The following is a 16,985-nucleotide window of genomic DNA, read 5'->3' as shown; positions in this document are numbered from 1 at the left end:
TCGCCGGCGCGGCCGCCGCGCCGGCGGCTCCGGCCACCGCCCGGCCGGCCGAAGCCGCGCCGCAGCGGCCGCCCGAAGACAAGGCCCCGGGCCTGAGCCTGCGGCTCACGCACACCAGCTTGAGCATCGGCTCGGACGGTGTCACGCGCCAGACGCGCTACCAGGACCGCATGGTGCGCCGCGCCAACGTGGTCTGGCTGGAGCGCGAGCTGCCGCCGGCGCTGGCCGAGCACGAGGCCCATGCCGGGCCCGAGCACACCGGCCCGCACGCCGGCCATGCGCACGACGAGGCGCGGGGTGCGCCGCTGCTGCTGCGCCGCGTCGGCGACGAGGTGCAGGTGCAGTCGGTGCTGCGCGAGCGCCGGCGCGTCATCGACGTCGAGCCGGCGCACCAGGGCAACGTCGGCTACGGCGGCTCCTGGGCCGCGGCCTACTGGCTGATCGACCCGGCGGCGCTGGCGCGCATGGAGCGCCTGGGCCGCAGCGGCGGGGTCGAGCACTACCGGCTGCGCAACGGCGAACGCACGACGCTGGTCGACTGGGACGTGCGCGGCCAGTACGCGCGCCGCATCGAGCAGCACGACGCGCACGGCCTGAGCCGGCAACTGCTGACGGCCGAGATCATCCCGACGCCGGCGCCGCTGCCCTGGGATGCACTCGCCGGCTACGGCCGCGGCGACTATTCCGATTTGCTTGACTGACGACGTCGGAAGGTCTTGCTCGCCAGCCGGGGGCCACCTCAGCCAGCCCGCGTGAAATCGCGTGCTGGCCCTCGGCTGGCGGTCAAGGCCTTCCGGCCTTGCCCGTCCCGCCTCAGCCATCCCGCGTGAAATCGCGGGATGGCCTTCGGCTGGCGTACAAGGCCTTCCGGCCTTGTACGTCCCGCCTCAGCGGCGCCGGCTGTTGCCGACGAGGGAGCCGAGCACGCCGCGGATGAGTTCGCGGCCGACGGCCGAGCCGATGCTGCGCATCGCCGAACGCGCCGCGGCTTCGGCCAGGCCTTCGCGCTTGCCGCCGCGCGGGCCGGTGCTGCCGAAGAGCGCGTCCTTCAGCCCATCCATCAGCCCGCCGCCGGCACCCGCCGGCGCCTGCGCGCCCGGCGGCAGGCCGGCGCTGGCGGCCGGTGCGGTCGCGGCGCGGCCTTTCAGCCGTTCGTAGGCCGACTCGCGGTCGACCGTCTTCTCGTAGACACCGGCCACCAGCGAGCCGGCGATCAGCGCCTGGCGCTCGGCCGGCGTCACCGGGCCGATGCGGCTGCCCGGTGGCAGCACGTAGACCCGCTCGGTGACGCTGGGCCGGCCCTTGGCGTCGAGGAAGCTGACCAGCGCCTCGCCGACGCCGAGTTCGGTGATCGCCGCCGACAGCTCGCCCAGCTTCGGGTTCGGCCGCATCGTGTCGGCCGCGGCCTTGACCGCCTTCTGGTCGCGCGGCGAGAACGCACGCAGCGCGTGCTGCACGCGGTTGCCCAGCTGCGCGAGCACGGTGTCGGGCACGTCCAGCGGGTTCTGGGTGACGAAATAGACGCCGACGCCTTTGCTGCGCACCAGGCGCACGACGAGTTCGATGCGCTCGACCAGCGCCGCCGGCGCGTCCTTGAACAGCAGGTGGGCTTCGTCGAAGAAGAAGACGAGCTTGGGTTTGTCCAGGTCGCCGACCTCGGGCAGGGCCTCGAACAGCTCGGACAGCATCCACAGCAGGAAGGTCGCGTACAGCCGCGGCGCGTTCATCAGCTTGTCGGCGGCGAGGATGTTGACCACGCCGCGGCCATCCGTGGTTTGCATGAAGTCGTCGATCGCCAGCATCGGCTCGCCGAAGAAACGGTCGCCGCCTTGTTCCTCGATCTGCAGCAGGCCGCGCTGGATGGCGCCGATGCTGGCGGCGCTGACGTTGCCGTACTCGGTGGTGAAGTCGCGTGCGTTCTCGCCGACGTGCTGCAGCATCGCGCGCAGGTCCTTCATGTCCAGCAGCGCCAGGCCCTGGTCGTCGGCTATCTTGAAGACGAGGTTCAGCACGCCCTGCTGGGTCTCGTTGAGCGCCAGCATGCGTGCCAGCAGCAGCGGGCCCATGTCGGAGACGGTGGCGCGCACCGGGTGGCCCTGTTCGCCGAAGACGTCCCACAGCGTCGTCGGGCAGGCCAGCGCCTCGGGGGTCTCGATGCCGCGTTCGGCCAGCACCGCGGCGAGCTTGGGCGACACGCTGCCGCGCTGGCTGATGCCGGTCAGGTCGCCTTTCACGTCGGCCATGAAGACCGGCACGCCGATGTTGCTGAAGCTCTCGGCGAGCTTTTGCAGCGTGATCGTCTTGCCGGTGCCGGTGGCGCCTGTGATCAGGCCGTGGCGGTTGGCGAGCGCCGGCAGCAGCTCGCAGAAGACGTCGCCGTGGCGGGCGACGAGGATCGGTTCGGACATGGGAATCCCCCGGTTCTTGCTGTCGTGATCGAGGCGGCCGACGAGGCGCCGGCGCAGGTCGCGCGAGTCTAGCGCCGGGCTTGGCGCCCACCCTTGCGTCCGGGGGGCGGGGGCGGGCAGGGGCCGCCCGCTAAAATCGCGCCCTTCGCTGAGGAAGCGCGCCGACCTACGTCACCCCGATCCCGAACGGCGCTACAGGAGATTCCCCCCATGGCCGGACATTCCAAATGGGCCAACATCCAGCATCGAAAAGGCCGCCAGGACGAGAAGCGCGGCAAGGTCTGGACCCGTGTGATCCGCGAGATCATCGTGGCCGCCCGCCAGGGCGGTGGTGACCCCAACGCCAACCCGCGCCTGCGGCTGGCCGTCGACAAGGCCAAGGCGGCCAACATGCCCGCCGACACCGTCAAGCGCAACATCGACAAAGCCACCGGCAACCTCGAAGGCGTGCACTACGAGGAGATCCGCTACGAGGGCTACGGCATCGGCGGCGCGGCGATCATCGTCGACTGCATGACCGACAACCGCGTGCGCACGGTCGCCGAGGTTCGCCACGCCTTCAGCAAGTACGGCGGCAACCTGGGCACCGACGGCTCGGTCTCGTTCCAGTTCAAGCACTGCGGCCAGATGATCTTCGCCCCGGGCACGAACGAGGACGCGGTGATGGAAGCCGCGCTCGAAGCCGGCGCCGAGGACGTCATCACCGGCGAGGACGGCTCGATCGAAGTGCTCACCGGCCCGGCCGAACTCGACGTGGTCAAGACCGCGCTCGAGGCCAAGGGCCTGAAGCCCGAGATCGCCGACGTCACGATGCGCGCCGAGAACACGATCGCGCTCGCCGGCGAAGACGCCGCGCGCATGCAGAAGCTGCTGGACGTCATCGAGGACCTCGACGACGTGCAGGACGTCTTCCACAACGCGGAAATCGAAGCATGAAGGTCCTCGTGATCGGCGGCGGCGGCCGCGAGCACGCGCTGGCGTGGAAGCTCGCGCAGTCCGGGCGCGTCCAGCTCGTCTACGTGGCGCCGGGCAACGGCGGCACGGCGGCGGACCCGCGCTTGCGCAACGTGCCGATCACGGACCCGGCGGCGCTGGCCGACTTCGTCGTCGCCGAGAAGGTGGCGCTGACGGTCGTCGGCCCCGAGGCGCCGCTGGCCGCGGGTGTCGTCGACGTCTTCCGGGCACGCGGGCTGCGCATCTTCGGCCCGTCGCGTGCGGCGGCGCAGCTGGAAAGCTCCAAGGCCTTCGCCAAGGACTTCATGAAGCGCCACGCCATCCCGACGGCGCGTTACGAGAGCTTCACCGAAGCCGCCGCGGCGCATGCCTATGTGGCGGCGCAGGGCGCGCCCATCGTCGTCAAGGCCGACGGCCTGGCAGCGGGCAAGGGCGTGGTCGTCGCAACGACGCTCGACGAGGCCCACGCCGCGATCGACGCGATGCTGGGCGTGCCCGGCGGCCGCGTCGTCATCGAGGAGTTCATGGAGGGCGAGGAAGCCAGCTTCATCGTCGTCGCCGACGGCACGACGGTGCTGCCGCTGGCCACCAGCCAGGACCACAAGCGCATCTTCGACGGCGACCGCGGCCCGAACACTGGCGGCATGGGCGCGTATTCGCCGGCCCCGGTGGTCACGCCCAACGTGCACGCCAAGGTGATGCACGAGATCATCGGCCCGACACTCGCCGGCATGGCCAAGGACGGGCACCCGTTCACCGGCTTCCTCTATGCCGGCCTGATGATCGACGCCCAGGGCCAGCCGCGCACGGTCGAGTTCAACTGCCGCCTGGGCGACCCCGAAGCCGAGGTCATCCTGATGCGGCTGAAGACCGACCTGGTCGAGCTGCTGCTGGCGGCCACCGACGGCAAGCTGGCAGACGTCTCGCTGCAGTGGGACCGCCGCGTCGCGCTCGGCGTCGTGATGGCCGCCGCCGGCTACCCGGCCGAACCGCGTGCCGGCGACGTCATCAGCGGCCTGCCGGCCGAGCGCGAGGACCTCGTCGTCTTCCACGCCGGCACCAAGGCCGAGGACGGCCGCACGCTCACCAGCGGCGGGCGCGTGCTTTGCGTCACCGCGCTCGGCGACTCGGTGCGGCTGGCGCAGGCGCGCGCGCTCGAAGGCGTGCGTGCGATCGCCTTCGACGGCGCGCAGTGGCGCAACGACATCGGCCACCGGGCCATCCGCCATTGAACGCGCCCGTCGACACCGCGGCGATGCGCCGCTGGCTGCTGGACCTGCAATCGCGCATCGTCGCCGCGGTCGAGGCCGAGGACGGCACGCCGTTTCTGCGTGACGCCTGGCAGCGTCCGGCCGGCGGCCGGCTCGAAGGCGACGGCCTGACCCAGCTCGTCGAAGGCGGGCCGCTGATCGAACGCGGCGGCTGCAACTTCAGCCACGTCAAGGGCAAGGCGCTGCCGCCGACGGCCACGCAGCACCGGCCCGAACTCGCCGGCTCGCCGTTCGAGGCGCTGGGCGTGTCGCTGGTGATGCACCCGCGCAACCCGCACGTGCCGACGACGCACCTGAACGTGCGCCTGTTCGCCGCCTTCCCCGAAGGGCGCGAGCCGGTCAGCTGGTTCGGCGGCGGCATGGACCTGACGCCGTACTACGGCGTCGAGGACGACGCGCGCCACTTCCACCGCGTCTGCCGCGACGCGCTGGCACCCTTCGGCGCCGACAAGTACCCGCGCTTCAAGCGCTGGTGCGACGAGTACTTCTTCCTGAAGCACCGCGACGAGCCGCGCGGCATCGGTGGCGTCTTCTTCGATGACTTCGCCGAAGGCGGTTTCGACGCCGGCTTCGCGATGACGCGTGCGGTCGGCGAGGCCTTCATCGACGCCTGGCTGCCGATCGTGCGCCAGCGCCGCGACACACCCTATGGCGAGCGCGAACGCGACTTCCAGTGCATGCGCCGCGGGCGCTACGTCGAGTTCAACCTCGTCTGGGACCGCGGCACGCTGTTCGGGCTGCAGAGCGGCGGGCGCACCGAGAGCATCCTGATGTCGATGCCGCCGGTGGTGCACTGGGGCTACGACGCGAAGCCCGAACCGGGCACGCCCGAGGCGCGGCTGTACAGCGACTTTCTGCGTGCGCGCGACTGGCTCGCCGAGTGAATCACGCCCCCGCGGCCGCTGGCCGCCGCATCGGCCTGTTCGGCGGCAGCTTCGACCCGGTGCACCGTGCCCACCTGGCTTTCGCACGCTCGGCGCTGGCGCAGCTGGCGCTGGACGAGGTGCGCTGGGTGCCCGCCGGCCAGCCCTGGCAGAAGGCGCGCACGCTGAGCGAGGCGCGCCACCGTGTCGCGATGCTCGAACTGGCGACGGCCGGCGAGCCGCGTTTCGTCATCGAAGACATCGAACTCGAACGCAGCGGGCCCAGCTACACGCTGGACACCGTGCAGGCGCTGCAGGCGCGCGAGCCCGGTGCGCACTGGGTGCTGCTGATCGGGCAGGACCAGTACGCCGGGCTGCACAGCTGGCACCGCTGGCGCGAACTGCTGGCCGAAGTGGAGCTGGCCGTCGCCGCGCGGCCGGGTGTCGCGCCGGCAGCCGAAGCCGAGGTGGCCTGCTGTCCGCATGCCATCGTGCCGCTGGCGATGGACGTCTCCGCCACCGAAATCCGCCGCCGGGCCGCCAACGGCCAGGACATCACCGAATTGGTGCCACCGCAGGTGGCACGTTATATTGACCAGCACGCCCTGTACCGGGCCGCATCCGGGAGTTGAATGGACATTCGTAAACTGCAACGGGCCATCGTCGATGGCCTGGAGGACGTCAAGGCGCAGAACATCGCCGTCTTCAACACCGAGAGCCTGTCGCCGCTGTTCGAGCGTGTGATCATCGCGACGGCCACCAGCAACCGCCAGACCAAGGCGCTGGCCTCCAGCGTGCGCGACACCGTCAAGTCGCGCGGCATGGAAGTCCTGTCCACCGAGGGCGAGGACAACGGCGAGTGGGTCATCGTCGACTGCGGCCAGGCGGTCGCGCACATCATGCAGCCGGCGATCCGCGAGTACTACCACCTCGAGGAGATCTGGGGCGGCAAGGCGGTGCGCATCAAGCTGGGTGTGGTCGGCGGCCTGGTCAAGGCTTCCGAGCCTATGGACGAGGAGCCGAAGCAGGCGGGCAAGAAGCCGCCGAAAAAGAAGAAGGCCTCGGACAAGACCTTGGCGCGCAACGCGGCGCGCCCGGCGGCGAAGAAGGCTGCTGCCGGCAGGCCGGCCGCCAAGACGCCGGCACGCAAGACCGCGGCCCGCAAGACGACGTCGCGCAGCGACGCCGATCTGCCGGTGACGACGGTGAAGGTGCAGCCGGCGCGCAAGCTCGCGGTGAAGAAGCCGGCGGCGCGCAGCGCTCCGGCGGCACGCAAGCCGGCGCCGCGGCCGGCGGCCAAGACGCCCGCGCGCAAGACCGCCCCGCGCAAGACCGCACGCTGAGGTGAAGCTGCTGGTCGTGGCCGTGGGCCAGCGCCAGCCGGCCTGGGCCGACGAGGCCTGGGCCGATTTCGCCAAACGTTTCCCGCCCGAGATGCGGCTGGAACTCAAGGCGTTGAAGGCCGAACCGCGTGCCGGCAAGACGGCGGCGCAGTGCATGGCCGCCGAAGCCGCGCGTTTCGAGGCGGCGCTGCCGCGTGGCGTGCGCCGCGTGATCCTGGACGAACGCGGCACGCGGCTGGACACGGTCAAGCTGGCCGAACGTGTCACCAGCTGGCGCGGCGACGGCCGCGACGCCGCCTTCCTGATCGGCGGCCCCGACGGTCTGGACCCGGCGCTGAAAGCCAGTGCCGACGAGACCTTGCGGCTGTCGGACCTGACGCTGCCGCATGCGTTCGCGCGCGTGCTGCTGGCCGAGGCGCTTTATCGCGCCTGGACCTTGTCCAGCGGTCACCCCTACCACCGCGAATGACCTGGCTCCCTCTCCCGCAAGGCGGGAGAGGGCAGGGGTGAGGGTGCCCTCGCGCCACGAGCCCTCACCCCGACCCTCTCCCGCGAGCGGGAGAGGGGGCAAGATGGCAGGGCACGACAGCCTTCCACGATGAACACCAACTTCGTCTACCTCGCCTCGCCCTTGTCCAGCGGTCACCCCTACCACCGCGAATGACCGGCTCCCTCTCCCGCAAGGCGGGAGAGGGCAGGGGTGAGGGTGCCCGCGCGCCACGAGCCCTCACCCCGCCCCTCTCCCGCGAGCGGGAGAGGGGGCAAGATGGCAGCGCACGACAGCCTTCCACGATGAACACCACTTTCGTCTACCTCGCCTCGCAAAGCCCGCGCCGCGCGCAGCTGCTCGACCAGCTCGGCGTCGCCCACCGCCCGCTGCTGCCGGCGCCCGACGAAGACGCCGAGGCACTGGAAGCCGAACGCGAGGGCGAAGCGCCGGCCGACTACGTGCAGCGCGTCACGCGCGCCAAGCTCGACGCCGCGCTCGCGCGGCTGCAGGCGCGCGCGCTGCCGCCGGCGCCCATCCTCTGCGCCGACACCACGGTGGCGCTGGGCCCGCGCATCCTGGGCAAACCACGCGACGCCGACGACGCCGCGGCGACGCTGCGTGCGCTGTCGGCCGGCGTGCACCACGTCTACACCGCGGTTGCGGTCGCCGCCGGCGCGCGCCGGCTGCTGGCGCTGTCGGACTCGCGCGTCGTCTTCGCCGCGCTGCCCGAGGCCACGATCGCTCGCTACGTCGCCAGCGGCGAGCCCTTCGGCAAGGCCGGCTCGTACGCGATCCAGGGGCCGATCTCGGCCTGGATCGAACGGGTCGAAGGCAGCTACTCGGGGATCATGGGCCTGCCGCTGTTCGAGACGCGCGCGCTGCTGGCCGAAGCCGGCATCGCCTGCGCGCCCTGAGCGCCGGCATCCGCGTAGCCCCGTACAGGCGCGCCCCTGTGGCCGTCGTTAGACTCCGCGCCATGGCGACGCAGGACATCCTCATCAATTGGGCACCGCAGGAAACGCGGGTCGCCATCGTCGAGAACGGCGCTGTGCAGGAACTGCACATCGAGCGCACGCTCGAGCGAGGACTGGTCGGCAACGTCTATCTGGGCAAGGTGGCGCGTGTGCTGCCGGGCATGCAGAGTGCGTTCGTCGACATCGGCCTGGAACGCGCCGCCTTCCTGCACGTGGCCGACCTGTTCGGCCACCCGACGACACGCGGCGACGCGCCGCTGCCGCCGATCGAGCGCCACGTCTTCGAAGGCCAGACGCTGACGGTGCAGGTGGTCAAGGACGCCATCGGCACCAAGGGCGCGCGGCTGTCGACGCAGATCTCGATCGCCGGGCGCATGCTCGTCTTCCTGCCGCACGACGACCACATCGGCATCTCGCAGAAGATCGGCGGCCCCGAGCTGCGCGAGCAGCTGCGCACGCGCATGCAGGCGCTGGTGGGCAGCGAAGGCGGCGGCTTCATTCTGCGCACCAACGCCGAGGAGGCGAGCGACACCGAGCTCGGCGACGACATCGCCTACCTGCGCAAGGCCTGGGCGGCGATCCGCCAGCGCGCGCAGAGCAAACCGCCGGGCACGCTGCTGCACCAGGACCTGAGCCTGGCCGAACGCGTGCTGCGCGACCTGACCGGCGACGCGACCCAGACCATCCGCATCGACTCCAAGCTGCAGTACGAGGCGCTGCGCGCCTTCGGCGAGGCCTATACGCCGGGCGCGGTGCGCAAGCTCGACCTGTACCGGGGCGAGCGCCCGATCTTCGACCTCTTCGGCATCGAGGACGAGATCGTCAAGGCACTGGCGCGGCGCGTCGACCTGAAGAGCGGCGGCTACCTGATCGTCGACCAGACCGAGGCGCTGACGACCATCGACGTCAACACCGGCGGCTTCGTCGGCGCGCGCAACTTCGAGGACACGATCTTCAAGACCAACCTCGAGGCGGCCGGCGCCGTCGCGCGCCAGCTGCGGCTGCGCAACCTGGGCGGCATCATCATCGCCGACTTCATCGACATGATCCGCGAGGACCACCAGCAGGCGGTGCTGGCCGAACTGCGCAAGCAGCTCGCGCGCGACCGCACGCGCACCACGGTCAGCGGCTTCACGCAGCTGGGTCTGGTCGAGATGACGAGGAAACGCACGCGCGAGAGCCTGGCGCACATGCTGTGCGAGCCCTGCCCGACCTGCCAGGGCCGCGGCCAGGTGAAGACCGCGCGCAGCGTCTGCTACGACATCCTGCGCGAGATCCTGCGCGAGGCGCGCCAGTTCGACCCGAAGGAGTTCCGCGTCATCGCCAGCGCCGCCGTCGTCGAGATGCTGCTCGACGAGGAGGGCGGCCACATCGCCGGCCTGTCGGAGTTCATCGGCAAGCCGATCTCGCTGTCGGCCGAGGCGACGATGAACCCGGAGCAGTACGACATCGTGCTGATGTAGCGGCGCGCCTCGGATCTGCGCGCCATCACGCCGACACGAGCGGCGCCGCGAACGCCTGCGCGACCTCCCGGTTGCGAGCCGCCAGCTGCCGCATCTGCGGCGATAGCGGCGCGGCCAGGGTTTCGGTCTGCGCCGCCAACCAGAAACGCTCGGCCGCTCGTGCCGCCGGCTCCCAGACCTCCTGCCGGGTGCCGATGCTGCCGATCCGGGGTTCGATCGGCGTCAGGTCCGGGTCCAGGCCGCCGCCGATGGAGGCGTAGCGCATCGGCAGGATGTCGTAGGCCGGGGCGATGCCCAGGTACTCGCCGTCCTCGTCGATCAGCAGCGAGATGTTGTCGAAGTGGCGGTCGGTGTTGCCGATCAGCTCGCTGAAGGCCGCCATCGTGTCGACGTGGCAGGCGTCGGCGGGCGACAGGTAGCGGGCCTGCACGCAGCGCGCCGCGAATTCGGACCAGGTGTCGCGCCGGCCGAAGAACTCGTCGTCGACCGAGCCCGCCGACAGCATGCCGATGCGGCCGGTCGCGCCCTGCCGGTCGAAACGCACGACCTCGAGGAAGACGTAGTCGCCAGCGGCCAACAGCTGCGTACCCGCCGCCGGCACGCCGGCTTCGGCCAGCGTGCGCAGTGCCAGGTGTTCCAGCGGCAGCAGCTCCGCCATCCGGCTGCCGAGCCGGGCGAACTTGACGATGACGTGGCCCGAGTCCTCGGTGAGGCTCAGGAACTTGGGCTGCTCGCCGCCGGCGCTGGAGCCGTAGGCGGCGGCCTTCAGCGCCGATGCCATCTCGAGGTAGTGCGCCAGCTTCCCGGCCGCGGAGACCGGCACGGCGGTGCGCAGTTCCATCTCCCGCTGCAGCGAGACATCGCCGAACACCAGGTTGCCCGGCAGGTTCAGGCCCTGCGTGAACAGGTAGGCGACCCGGTGCTCGTCGCTCCAGTCCTTCAGGCTGGACGGGAAGGCCTGGGAGCGCGACGCTTCCTGCGCCAGCTGGCGGCCGAGGAATCCCGAAGGTGCCGCGAACATCATGTAGGGCGGCAGGCCCTCGTACAGCGTGGTCAGCCTGCCGGCCCTCTCCAGCGTCGCGCCGCCGGCGAGGAACTCGACTTCCGCGAACGGCCGCACATGCCCCTGCCCCAGGTAGCGGTGGATGCGCTGCCGCGGCGCGAGACCCATGGGCAGGGGCCGCAACAGGCCGTACAGCGGGGTCCTGCGCCCCGTCACCCTGAAGCGGGTCACCGTTGCGCTCAGCGCATGAATAGTCCGCGACAGCGTCGGCTGGCTCATGCCCAGCGCCGCCATCAGCTGGGCCGCGGTCTGCGGGCCCGACAACAGCACACGCTCGATGTCCCGGCCCGGGCCGTCGGTGGAAAGCGGGGAGCGAGGGTTCATCGGCTAGGTCGTGAATAGTTCGTTGAATTGTATGTTGCATAAGCCCGGGGCGTGCATGGAGGGCCGACGCTGCCGGACGCGGCGCGCGCGGCCTGACAATCGGCCATCCCCAACGCCAGAGCCGCCCCGTGAAGACCTACGACATCGAAGTCCAGCGCCTGAAGTCCCTGCGCCACGACAAGGGCCTGATCGAGCTCGGCATCGACGCGCTGGTGCTGCCGCGCCCGGCACGCGACGAAGGCGCCGGCGGCTCCTGCCTGAGCCTGCCGGTCGACCAGGCGCGCGCGCTGCTGCTGCTGCTCAAGCAGCAGTTCGCCGAACTCGACAAGCTGCAGCCGCGCAGCCGGCGTTCGGGCCGGTGCTGACACTGAAGTACCTGCAGGGCTACCCGGCCGAGCTGCTGGCCCAGGTGCAGGGCCTGATAGACGCCGGCCGCCTGGCCGAACACGTCGCGCGCCGCCACCCCGAGGCTTCGCCGGTGCGCAACGAACGCGAGCTCTACGACTACGTCTGCGCGCTGAAGGCGCGCCACATGAAGAGCGCGCCGCCGCTGGCCAAGGTCGTGTTCGACCCCAAGCTGCACGTCGTCAAGAACGCCCTGGGCACGCATACCGCGGTCTCGCGCGTGCAGGGCGGGCGGCTGCAGGCCAAACGCGAGATCCGCATCGCCGCGCTGTTCAAGGACGGCCCGGCCGACTTCCTGCGCACGATCGCCGTGCACGAGCTCGCGCACCTGAAGGAGCGCGAGCACGACAAGGCCTTCTATGCGCTGTGCCGCCACATGGAACCGGACTACCACGCGCTCGAGTTCGACCTGCGGCTGTGGCTGACGGCGCGCGAGCTGGGCGCCGGGCCGGCGGACAATGCCCGCTGCACGAACACTGCGAAGGACAGCGATGGCCACGGTACGTGAAGGCAGGCAGTCCATCCTGATGGTGGTGGACGTCCAGGTCGGCGTGATGCACGAGGCCTGGGACGCCGCCCGGGTGGTGCGCCAGGTGGCGCGCACGGTGGAACGAGCCCGCGCCGCCGGCGTGCCGGTGGTCTGGGTGCAGCACGGCAGCGACGAGCTGGCGCCCGGCAGCGCGGCCTGGCAGTGGGTGCCCGAGCTGCTGCCGGCGCCGGGCGAAACCCTGATCCCCAAGCGCTACAACTCGGCTTTCGAGGGCACGGCGCTCGAGGCCGAACTCGCGCGCCTGGGTGCGAGCCACATCGTGCTCGCCGGTGCCATGACGAACTTCTGCATCCGGGCGACGGCCTACGGCGCGCTCGAGCGCGGCTACGACCTGACGCTGGTGAACGATGCCCACACGACCGCGTCGCTGACGCTGGACGACGGCGGCACGGTGGACGCCGCGGCCGTGGTGCGCGAACTCAACGTCGTGCTGCCCTGGCTGCAGTATCCGGGGCGCCGCAGCGCCACCGCGGCGGCCGAAGCGGTCGAATTCGTGTTCCCCGGCGCCTGAACGCGGCGGGCCTGGCGCCCCAGCCCCGACAATCGGGGCATGACCGCATCTCCCGCCGCGCCCGCCGGCCCCGCCTTCTCGACGCTGCCGCTCGCGGCCCCCGTGCTCGCCAACCTGCAGCGCCTGGGATACGAACACATGACGCCCATCCAGGCCGCGGCGCTGCCGCCGGCACTGGCCGGGCGCGACCTGATCGCCCAGGCCAAGACCGGCAGCGGCAAGACCGCAGCCTTCTCGCTGCCGCTGCTGGCCAAGCTGGACGCACGCAACTTCGCCGTGCAGGCGCTGGTGCTGTGTCCGACGCGTGAGCTCGCCGAGCAGGTGTCGCAGGAGATCCGCCGCCTGGCGCGTGCCGAAGACAACGTCAAGGTGCTGACGCTGTGCGGCGGCGCCGCGATCCGGCCGCAGCTCGCCAGCCTGGAGCACGGTGCCCACGTCATCGTCGGCACGCCCGGGCGCGTGCTCGACCACCTGGAGCGTGGTTCGCTCGCGCTGGCCGCACTCACGACCTGGGTGCTGGACGAGGCCGACCGCATGCTCGACATGGGTTTCGCCGAGGACATCGCCGCCGTCGCGCGCCATTGCCCGCCGCCGGCCAAGCGCCAGACGCTGCTGTTCTCGGCCACCTACCCGGACGACGTCGCCAAGCTCGCGGCGCGTTACCTGCGCGAGCCGCAGGAGGTGCGCCTGGCCGAGCGCCACGCCGCCGGCGACATCGTCCAGCGTTTCTACGAGGTCGACGAAAGCGAGCGCCTGCACGCCGTCGGCCTGCTGCTGCAGCGTTTCCGCCCCGAGAGCACGCTCGCCTTCTGCAACACCAAGCAGCAGTGCCGCGACCTGGTGGCGGTGCTGCAGGCCCAGGGCATCGTCGCGCTCGAACTGCACGGCGACCTGGAGCAGCGCGAGCGCGACCAGGTGCTGGTGCGTTTCGCCAACCGCAGCGCCAGCGTGCTGGTCGCCACCGACGTCGCCGCGCGCGGGCTGGACATCACCAAGCTCGAAGCGGTGATCAACGTCGACATCACGCCCGAGCCCGAGGTGCACACGCACCGCATCGGCCGCACCGGGCGCGCCGGCGAGAGCGGGCTGGTGTTCAACCTCGCCAGCGTCGACGAGATGGGCCGTGTCGGCCGCATCGACGAGATGCAGGGCCGGCAGAGCGTCTGGCATCCGCTGGCCGAGCTGAAGGCCGAACTGGCGAAGGCCGGCACGCAGGCGCCGCTGCTGCCGCCGATGGTGACGCTGCAGATCCTCGGCGGGCGCAAGGAGAAGATCCGCCCCGGCGACGTGCTGGGCGCGCTCACCAAGGACCTGGGGCTGGACGGCGCGGGCATCGGCAAGATCGACGTCAACGACTTTTCCACCTACGTCGCGGTGCGCCGCGACCTCGCCGACCAGGCGCTGCGTGGCCTGGACCGCGGCAAGGTCAAGGGCCGCTCGGTCAAGGTGCGGCGCCTGTGAGCGGGCCGCGCCCCGCGCCGGCGCCGGTCTCGGCCTTCGCCACGCTCGGCCTGACGCGCTCGCTGCAGCGCGCCTGCGCCGAACTCGGTTTCGTCGAGCCGACCGCGGTGCAGGTGCAGGCCATCCCGCCGGCGCTCGACGGCCGCGACCTGATCGCGCGCGCCCCCACCGGCTCGGGCAAGACCGCGGCCTACGGGCTGGCGCTGCTGCACCGCTTCGACATCACGCCGCGCACCGGGCGCCGCGTCACGCGTGCGCTGCTGCTGGTGCCGACGCGCGAGCTGGCGGTGCAGGCCGGCCAGACGCTGCGTTCGCTGGCGCGCCACATGGCCGAACCGGTGAAGGTGGCGGTGGTCTTCGGCGGCGTCTCGGTGAACCCGCAGATGATGGGCCTGCGCGGCGGCGCCGAGGTCGTCGTCGCGACCCCGGGCCGGTTGCTGGACCTGGTCGAGCGCCACGCGCTGCAGCTCGACGCGGTGCAGCTGCTGGTGCTCGACGAAGCCGACCGCCTGCTCGACGACGGTTTCGCCGACGAGCTCGAACGTGTGCTGGCTCTGCTGCCGCCGGAGCGCCAGCACCTGCTGTATTCGGCCACCTTCCCGCCGTCGGTGCAGGCGCTGGCTGCGCGGCTGCTGCAGGAGCCGGTGCGGGTCGAGGTCGACGCCGCGCCCGAGGCCGGCGGCCCGGCGATCGAGCAGCACGCGGTCGAGGTCGACACGGGGCAGCGCACGGCGCTGCTGCGGCGCCTGCTGGCGCTGCACGACTGGCCGCGTGTGCTGGTCTTCGTCGCCACGCGCCACGCCAGCGAACACGTGGCCGACAAGCTGCAGCGCGCCGGCATCGCTGCCGCCGCCTTCCACGGCGAGCTGAGCCAGGGTGCGCGCACGCGCGTGCTCGGCGACCTGCACAGCGGCCGGCTGCGCGTCGTGCTCGCCACCGACATGGCGGCGCGTGGGCTGCACATCCCCGGGCTGGCGGCGGTCGTCAACTACGACCTGCCGCGTTCGCCGGCCGACTACACCCACCGCATCGGCCGCACCGCGCGGGCCGGCGCCGCCGGCGTCGCCTACAGCTTCGTGCCGGCGGCCGGCGAAGCGCACTTCCGGTTGATCGAAAAACGCCAGGGCCAGCGCGTCGCGCGCGAACGTGTCGAAGGCCTCGAGCCGCGCGAGAGTGCGCCGCCGCCGTCGCCGGCCGAGGGCGGCATCAAGGGCCGGCGCAAGAGCCGCAAGGACAAGCTGCGCGAAGCGGCGGCGGCCGCAGCGGCCGGCTGAGTCAGGCGCCGGGCCGCTGCAGCAGGGCGCGGGCGGCCTTGATGCGCTGCGCCAGCGGCGCCGTCGTGTCGTGCATCACCGCGAGCAGGAAACGTTCGGCCTGGGCAGCGGCGGGCGCCGCGGCGGGGTCGACGGCGGGCACCGCTGCGGGCTGCAGCCGCGCCAGCGCCGCGGCAAAGGCCTCGGGGCCTATCGGCTGCAGCGCCGCCAGCAGCGAGGCCTGGGCGTCGTCGCCGGGTGGCAGTTCCAGCCACGGGGTCTCGGCGAACAGCGGCGCCAGGTCGGGCGAGACGAAGGCCGACCAGCGTTCGGGGCCGACCGCCGCGCCCGGCACCGCCGGCGGCGGCGAGCCCGCGTCGGGCCAGCCGCGCTGGCGGTGCGCCGGCACGGCGGCCAGGTAACGCGTGCGCAGGCCGTCGACGAAGGCGCGCAGCGCCGCGTGCGTCACCGGCTCGCGCAGCGCGAACCACAGCTGCAGGGCGTCGCCGCCCGAGGCCGCGATCGCCGGCGGCGGCAGGCTGAAGTCGTTCTGCACGCCGCTCCACAGCGCGGCCAGGGCGTCGGTGTCCACCGGCGCCAGCAGCTCCAGCACGGCGCAGCGGGCGTAGCCGTCGCCGTCGGCGGCGGGGTCGAACAGGCGCCGGATCTCGGTTTGAAGTCGGGTCATCGTGGTTGACGGGTCAGTCGTGGCCGAGCGCAGCCTGCAGCCGCGCGCAGCGCTCTGCCAGCCGGCGCGCGAGTTCGTCGCGCGAGGCCTCGAAACGCGGCTGCGGCACCGGCACCGACACCGCGGCCAGGTCGCCACCGGGCAGGCGCAGCGCCACCGCGACGGCGCAGATGCCGACCGCGTTCTCCTCGAGGTCGACGGCGTAGCCCTGGCCGCGCACGGCCTCCAGTTCGGTCTGCAGGCGGTCCCAGTCGACGATCGTCGCCGGGGTCTGCGGCGCCAGCCGCAGCCGCGGGCGCAGCGCCTGCAGCTCGGCCGGCGTCAGCGCCGCGAGCATCGCCTTGCCCGGCGCGCTGGCGTGCAGCATGAAGGCGACGCCGACGCCCGACTCGGCCTTCAGCCGCTGCTGTCCGGCGACCTGCTCGACGAAGACCAGCCGGGTGCCGTCCAGCAGCGACAGGTCGACGGTCTCGCCGCATTCGCGCGCCAGCGCCTGCAGCGTCGGGCGCACGAACTCGGCGACGTCGAAACGTGCCGCCGCCGCCAGCGGCAGCAGGCCCGGGCCCAGGCGCACGCCGCGTGTCGGGCTGGCGGCGATCACCAGCCGCTCCTGCGCCAGCGCGTCGACGATGCGCTGCACCGTCGAGCGCGGCAGCACCAGCAGCCGCGCCAGCTCGCCCAGCGTCAGGCCGCCGGGGTGCTCGCCGAGCGCACGCAGCACCGCGGCGGCGCGTGCGATCACCTGGATGCCGCCGGCGCGCTCGGCGGCGCCGGTGTCCTCGTCTGCTGCTGTCGTCTCGGTGGCGGTCGCCAAGCTCGTCCTCCTGCGCCGGGCGGCGCGCGCCGAGTGTGCCACCGCCGCCGGGGCGGCCTGGATCGAGGGTTTGCACTGACAGTGAAAACCCGGTTTGCACCGGCAGTGCCAGCCTGGATAGTTGCTATGAACCGCTAACCGATACGGCTG

At 72.1% G+C, this 16,985-nt stretch carries 18 protein-coding genes; 14 read left to right on the top strand and 4 right to left on the bottom strand.

Going from position 1 to position 16,985, the window contains the following annotated elements; translation table 11 throughout:
* Positions 1 to 701: hypothetical protein (locus CKO43_RS16020; RefSeq protein WP_200379221.1), on the top strand; the 701-nt coding region annotated here is incomplete at its 5' end.
* Between the two features lie 186 nt (positions 702 to 887).
* Here the strand turns inward: CKO43_RS16020 and CKO43_RS16015 are convergent.
* Complete coding sequence (locus tag CKO43_RS16015) at positions 888 to 2,408, bottom strand: helicase HerA-like domain-containing protein (protein ID WP_200379220.1); 1,521 nt, start codon at positions 2,406 to 2,408, stop codon at positions 888 to 890.
* Between the two features lie 210 nt (positions 2,409 to 2,618).
* Between CKO43_RS16015 and CKO43_RS16010 the strand changes: the two genes are divergently transcribed.
* The 8 genes from CKO43_RS16010 (at position 2,619) to rng (ending at position 9,766) form a co-directional block, all read left to right on the top strand.
* Complete coding sequence (locus tag CKO43_RS16010; RefSeq protein ID WP_200228822.1) at positions 2,619 to 3,344, top strand: YebC/PmpR family DNA-binding transcriptional regulator; 726 nt, start codon at positions 2,619 to 2,621, stop codon at positions 3,342 to 3,344.
* Entirely contained in the window at positions 3,341 to 4,594 is a 1,254-nt protein-coding gene (gene purD, locus CKO43_RS16005) for a phosphoribosylamine--glycine ligase (RefSeq protein ID WP_200228824.1), read from the top strand. Before CKO43_RS16010 ends, purD begins: the two co-directional genes overlap by 4 nt.
* Entirely contained in the window at positions 4,591 to 5,517 is a 927-nt protein-coding gene (gene hemF / locus CKO43_RS16000; protein ID WP_242481196.1) for an oxygen-dependent coproporphyrinogen oxidase, read from the top strand. Before purD ends, hemF begins: the two co-directional genes overlap by 4 nt.
* Positions 5,514 to 6,128: a nicotinate-nucleotide adenylyltransferase gene (gene nadD / locus CKO43_RS15995; RefSeq protein WP_200228826.1), complete on the top strand. Its 615-nt coding sequence runs from the start codon at positions 5,514 to 5,516 to the stop codon at positions 6,126 to 6,128. The genes hemF and nadD overlap by 4 nt, the downstream gene beginning before the upstream one ends.
* Positions 6,129 to 6,839, top strand: coding sequence for a ribosome silencing factor (gene rsfS, locus CKO43_RS15990; protein ID WP_200228828.1), 711 nt, complete (start codon positions 6,129 to 6,131; stop codon positions 6,837 to 6,839).
* Between the two features lies 1 nt (position 6,840).
* Positions 6,841 to 7,308, top strand: a complete 468-nt coding sequence (gene rlmH, locus CKO43_RS15985) for a 23S rRNA (pseudouridine(1915)-N(3))-methyltransferase RlmH (RefSeq protein WP_200379219.1) — start codon at positions 6,841 to 6,843, stop codon at positions 7,306 to 7,308.
* 323 nt (positions 7,309 to 7,631) lie between these two features.
* Positions 7,632 to 8,243 carry a Maf family protein gene (locus CKO43_RS15980; RefSeq protein ID WP_200379218.1) on the top strand — a complete coding sequence of 204 codons (612 nt, stop codon included), beginning with the start codon at positions 7,632 to 7,634 and terminating at the stop codon, positions 8,241 to 8,243.
* A 62-nt stretch (positions 8,244 to 8,305) separates the two neighbouring features.
* Complete coding sequence (gene rng / locus CKO43_RS15975) at positions 8,306 to 9,766, top strand: ribonuclease G (RefSeq protein ID WP_200228834.1); 1,461 nt, start codon at positions 8,306 to 8,308, stop codon at positions 9,764 to 9,766.
* Positions 9,767 to 9,791: 25 nt separating this feature from the next.
* Here rng and CKO43_RS15970 read toward each other — a convergent pair whose 3' ends face one another.
* Positions 9,792 to 11,153, bottom strand: coding sequence for a HipA domain-containing protein (locus CKO43_RS15970; protein WP_200379217.1), 1,362 nt, complete (start codon positions 11,151 to 11,153; stop codon positions 9,792 to 9,794).
* A 128-nt stretch (positions 11,154 to 11,281) separates the two neighbouring features.
* Here CKO43_RS15970 and CKO43_RS15965 point away from each other — a divergent pair, with 128 nt between their 5' ends.
* Genes CKO43_RS15965 through CKO43_RS15945 form a run of 5 tightly spaced genes read left to right on the top strand, consistent with a single transcriptional unit; the run spans position 11,282 to position 15,354 of the window.
* Positions 11,282 to 11,518, top strand: a complete 237-nt coding sequence (locus tag CKO43_RS15965) for a hypothetical protein (RefSeq protein ID WP_200228838.1) — start codon at positions 11,282 to 11,284, stop codon at positions 11,516 to 11,518.
* On the top strand, positions 11,512 to 12,066 hold the full coding sequence (locus CKO43_RS15960; protein WP_200228840.1) for a YgjP-like metallopeptidase domain-containing protein: 555 nt from the start codon (positions 11,512 to 11,514) through the stop codon (positions 12,064 to 12,066). The genes CKO43_RS15965 and CKO43_RS15960 overlap by 7 nt, the downstream gene beginning before the upstream one ends.
* Positions 12,050 to 12,619: an isochorismatase family protein gene (locus tag CKO43_RS15955; protein WP_200228841.1), complete on the top strand. Its 570-nt coding sequence runs from the start codon at positions 12,050 to 12,052 to the stop codon at positions 12,617 to 12,619. The genes CKO43_RS15960 and CKO43_RS15955 overlap by 17 nt, the downstream gene beginning before the upstream one ends.
* Positions 12,620 to 12,658: 39 nt before the next feature.
* Positions 12,659 to 14,080 carry an ATP-dependent RNA helicase DbpA gene (gene dbpA / locus CKO43_RS15950; protein ID WP_200228842.1) on the top strand — a complete coding sequence of 474 codons (1,422 nt, stop codon included), beginning with the start codon at positions 12,659 to 12,661 and terminating at the stop codon, positions 14,078 to 14,080.
* Positions 14,077 to 15,354 carry a DEAD/DEAH box helicase gene (locus CKO43_RS15945; RefSeq protein WP_200379216.1) on the top strand — a complete coding sequence of 426 codons (1,278 nt, stop codon included), beginning with the start codon at positions 14,077 to 14,079 and terminating at the stop codon, positions 15,352 to 15,354. Before dbpA ends, CKO43_RS15945 begins: the two co-directional genes overlap by 4 nt.
* Position 15,355: 1 nt before the next feature.
* Here the strand turns inward: CKO43_RS15945 and CKO43_RS15940 are convergent, their stop codons facing one another.
* Together CKO43_RS15940 and CKO43_RS15935 are read right to left on the bottom strand one after the other, a co-directional pair.
* On the bottom strand, positions 15,356 to 16,021 hold the full coding sequence (locus tag CKO43_RS15940) for a hypothetical protein (RefSeq protein WP_200379215.1): 666 nt from the start codon (positions 16,019 to 16,021) through the stop codon (positions 15,356 to 15,358).
* 13 nt (positions 16,022 to 16,034) lie between these two features.
* On the bottom strand, positions 16,035 to 16,835 hold the full coding sequence (locus CKO43_RS15935) for an IclR family transcriptional regulator (RefSeq protein WP_200379214.1): 801 nt from the start codon (positions 16,833 to 16,835) through the stop codon (positions 16,035 to 16,037).
* Positions 16,836 to 16,985 lie beyond the last annotated feature (150 nt).

This window comes from Rubrivivax gelatinosus (assembly GCF_016583785.1).
GTDB classification, from domain to species: Bacteria; Pseudomonadota; Gammaproteobacteria; order Burkholderiales; family Burkholderiaceae_C; genus Rubrivivax; species Rubrivivax gelatinosus_B.
The sequence above is the reverse complement of the archived record's forward strand: the minus strand, read 5'-3'. Positions and strand labels throughout refer to the sequence as shown.

Bases quoted from the DNA above. Each gene is read 5' to 3' on its own strand.
- CKO43_RS16015 (WP_200379220.1), bottom strand. From the start codon at position 2,408: ATGTCCGAACCGATCCTCGTCGCCCGCCACGGCGACGTCTTCTGCGAG.
- CKO43_RS16010 (WP_200228822.1), top strand. From the start codon at position 2,619: ATGGCCGGACATTCCAAATGGGCCAACATCCAGCATCGAAAAGGCCGC.
- purD (WP_200228824.1), top strand. From the start codon at position 3,341: ATGAAGGTCCTCGTGATCGGCGGCGGCGGCCGCGAGCACGCGCTGGCG.
- rsfS (WP_200228828.1), top strand. From the start codon at position 6,129: ATGGACATTCGTAAACTGCAACGGGCCATCGTCGATGGCCTGGAGGAC.
- CKO43_RS15980 (WP_200379218.1), top strand. From the start codon at position 7,632: ATGAACACCACTTTCGTCTACCTCGCCTCGCAAAGCCCGCGCCGCGCG.
- rng (WP_200228834.1), top strand. From the start codon at position 8,306: ATGGCGACGCAGGACATCCTCATCAATTGGGCACCGCAGGAAACGCGG.
- CKO43_RS15970 (WP_200379217.1), bottom strand. From the start codon at position 11,153: ATGAACCCTCGCTCCCCGCTTTCCACCGACGGCCCGGGCCGGGACATC.
- CKO43_RS15955 (WP_200228841.1), top strand. From the start codon at position 12,050: ATGGCCACGGTACGTGAAGGCAGGCAGTCCATCCTGATGGTGGTGGAC.
- dbpA (WP_200228842.1), top strand. From the start codon at position 12,659: ATGACCGCATCTCCCGCCGCGCCCGCCGGCCCCGCCTTCTCGACGCTG.
- CKO43_RS15940 (WP_200379215.1), bottom strand. From the start codon at position 16,021: ATGACCCGACTTCAAACCGAGATCCGGCGCCTGTTCGACCCCGCCGCC.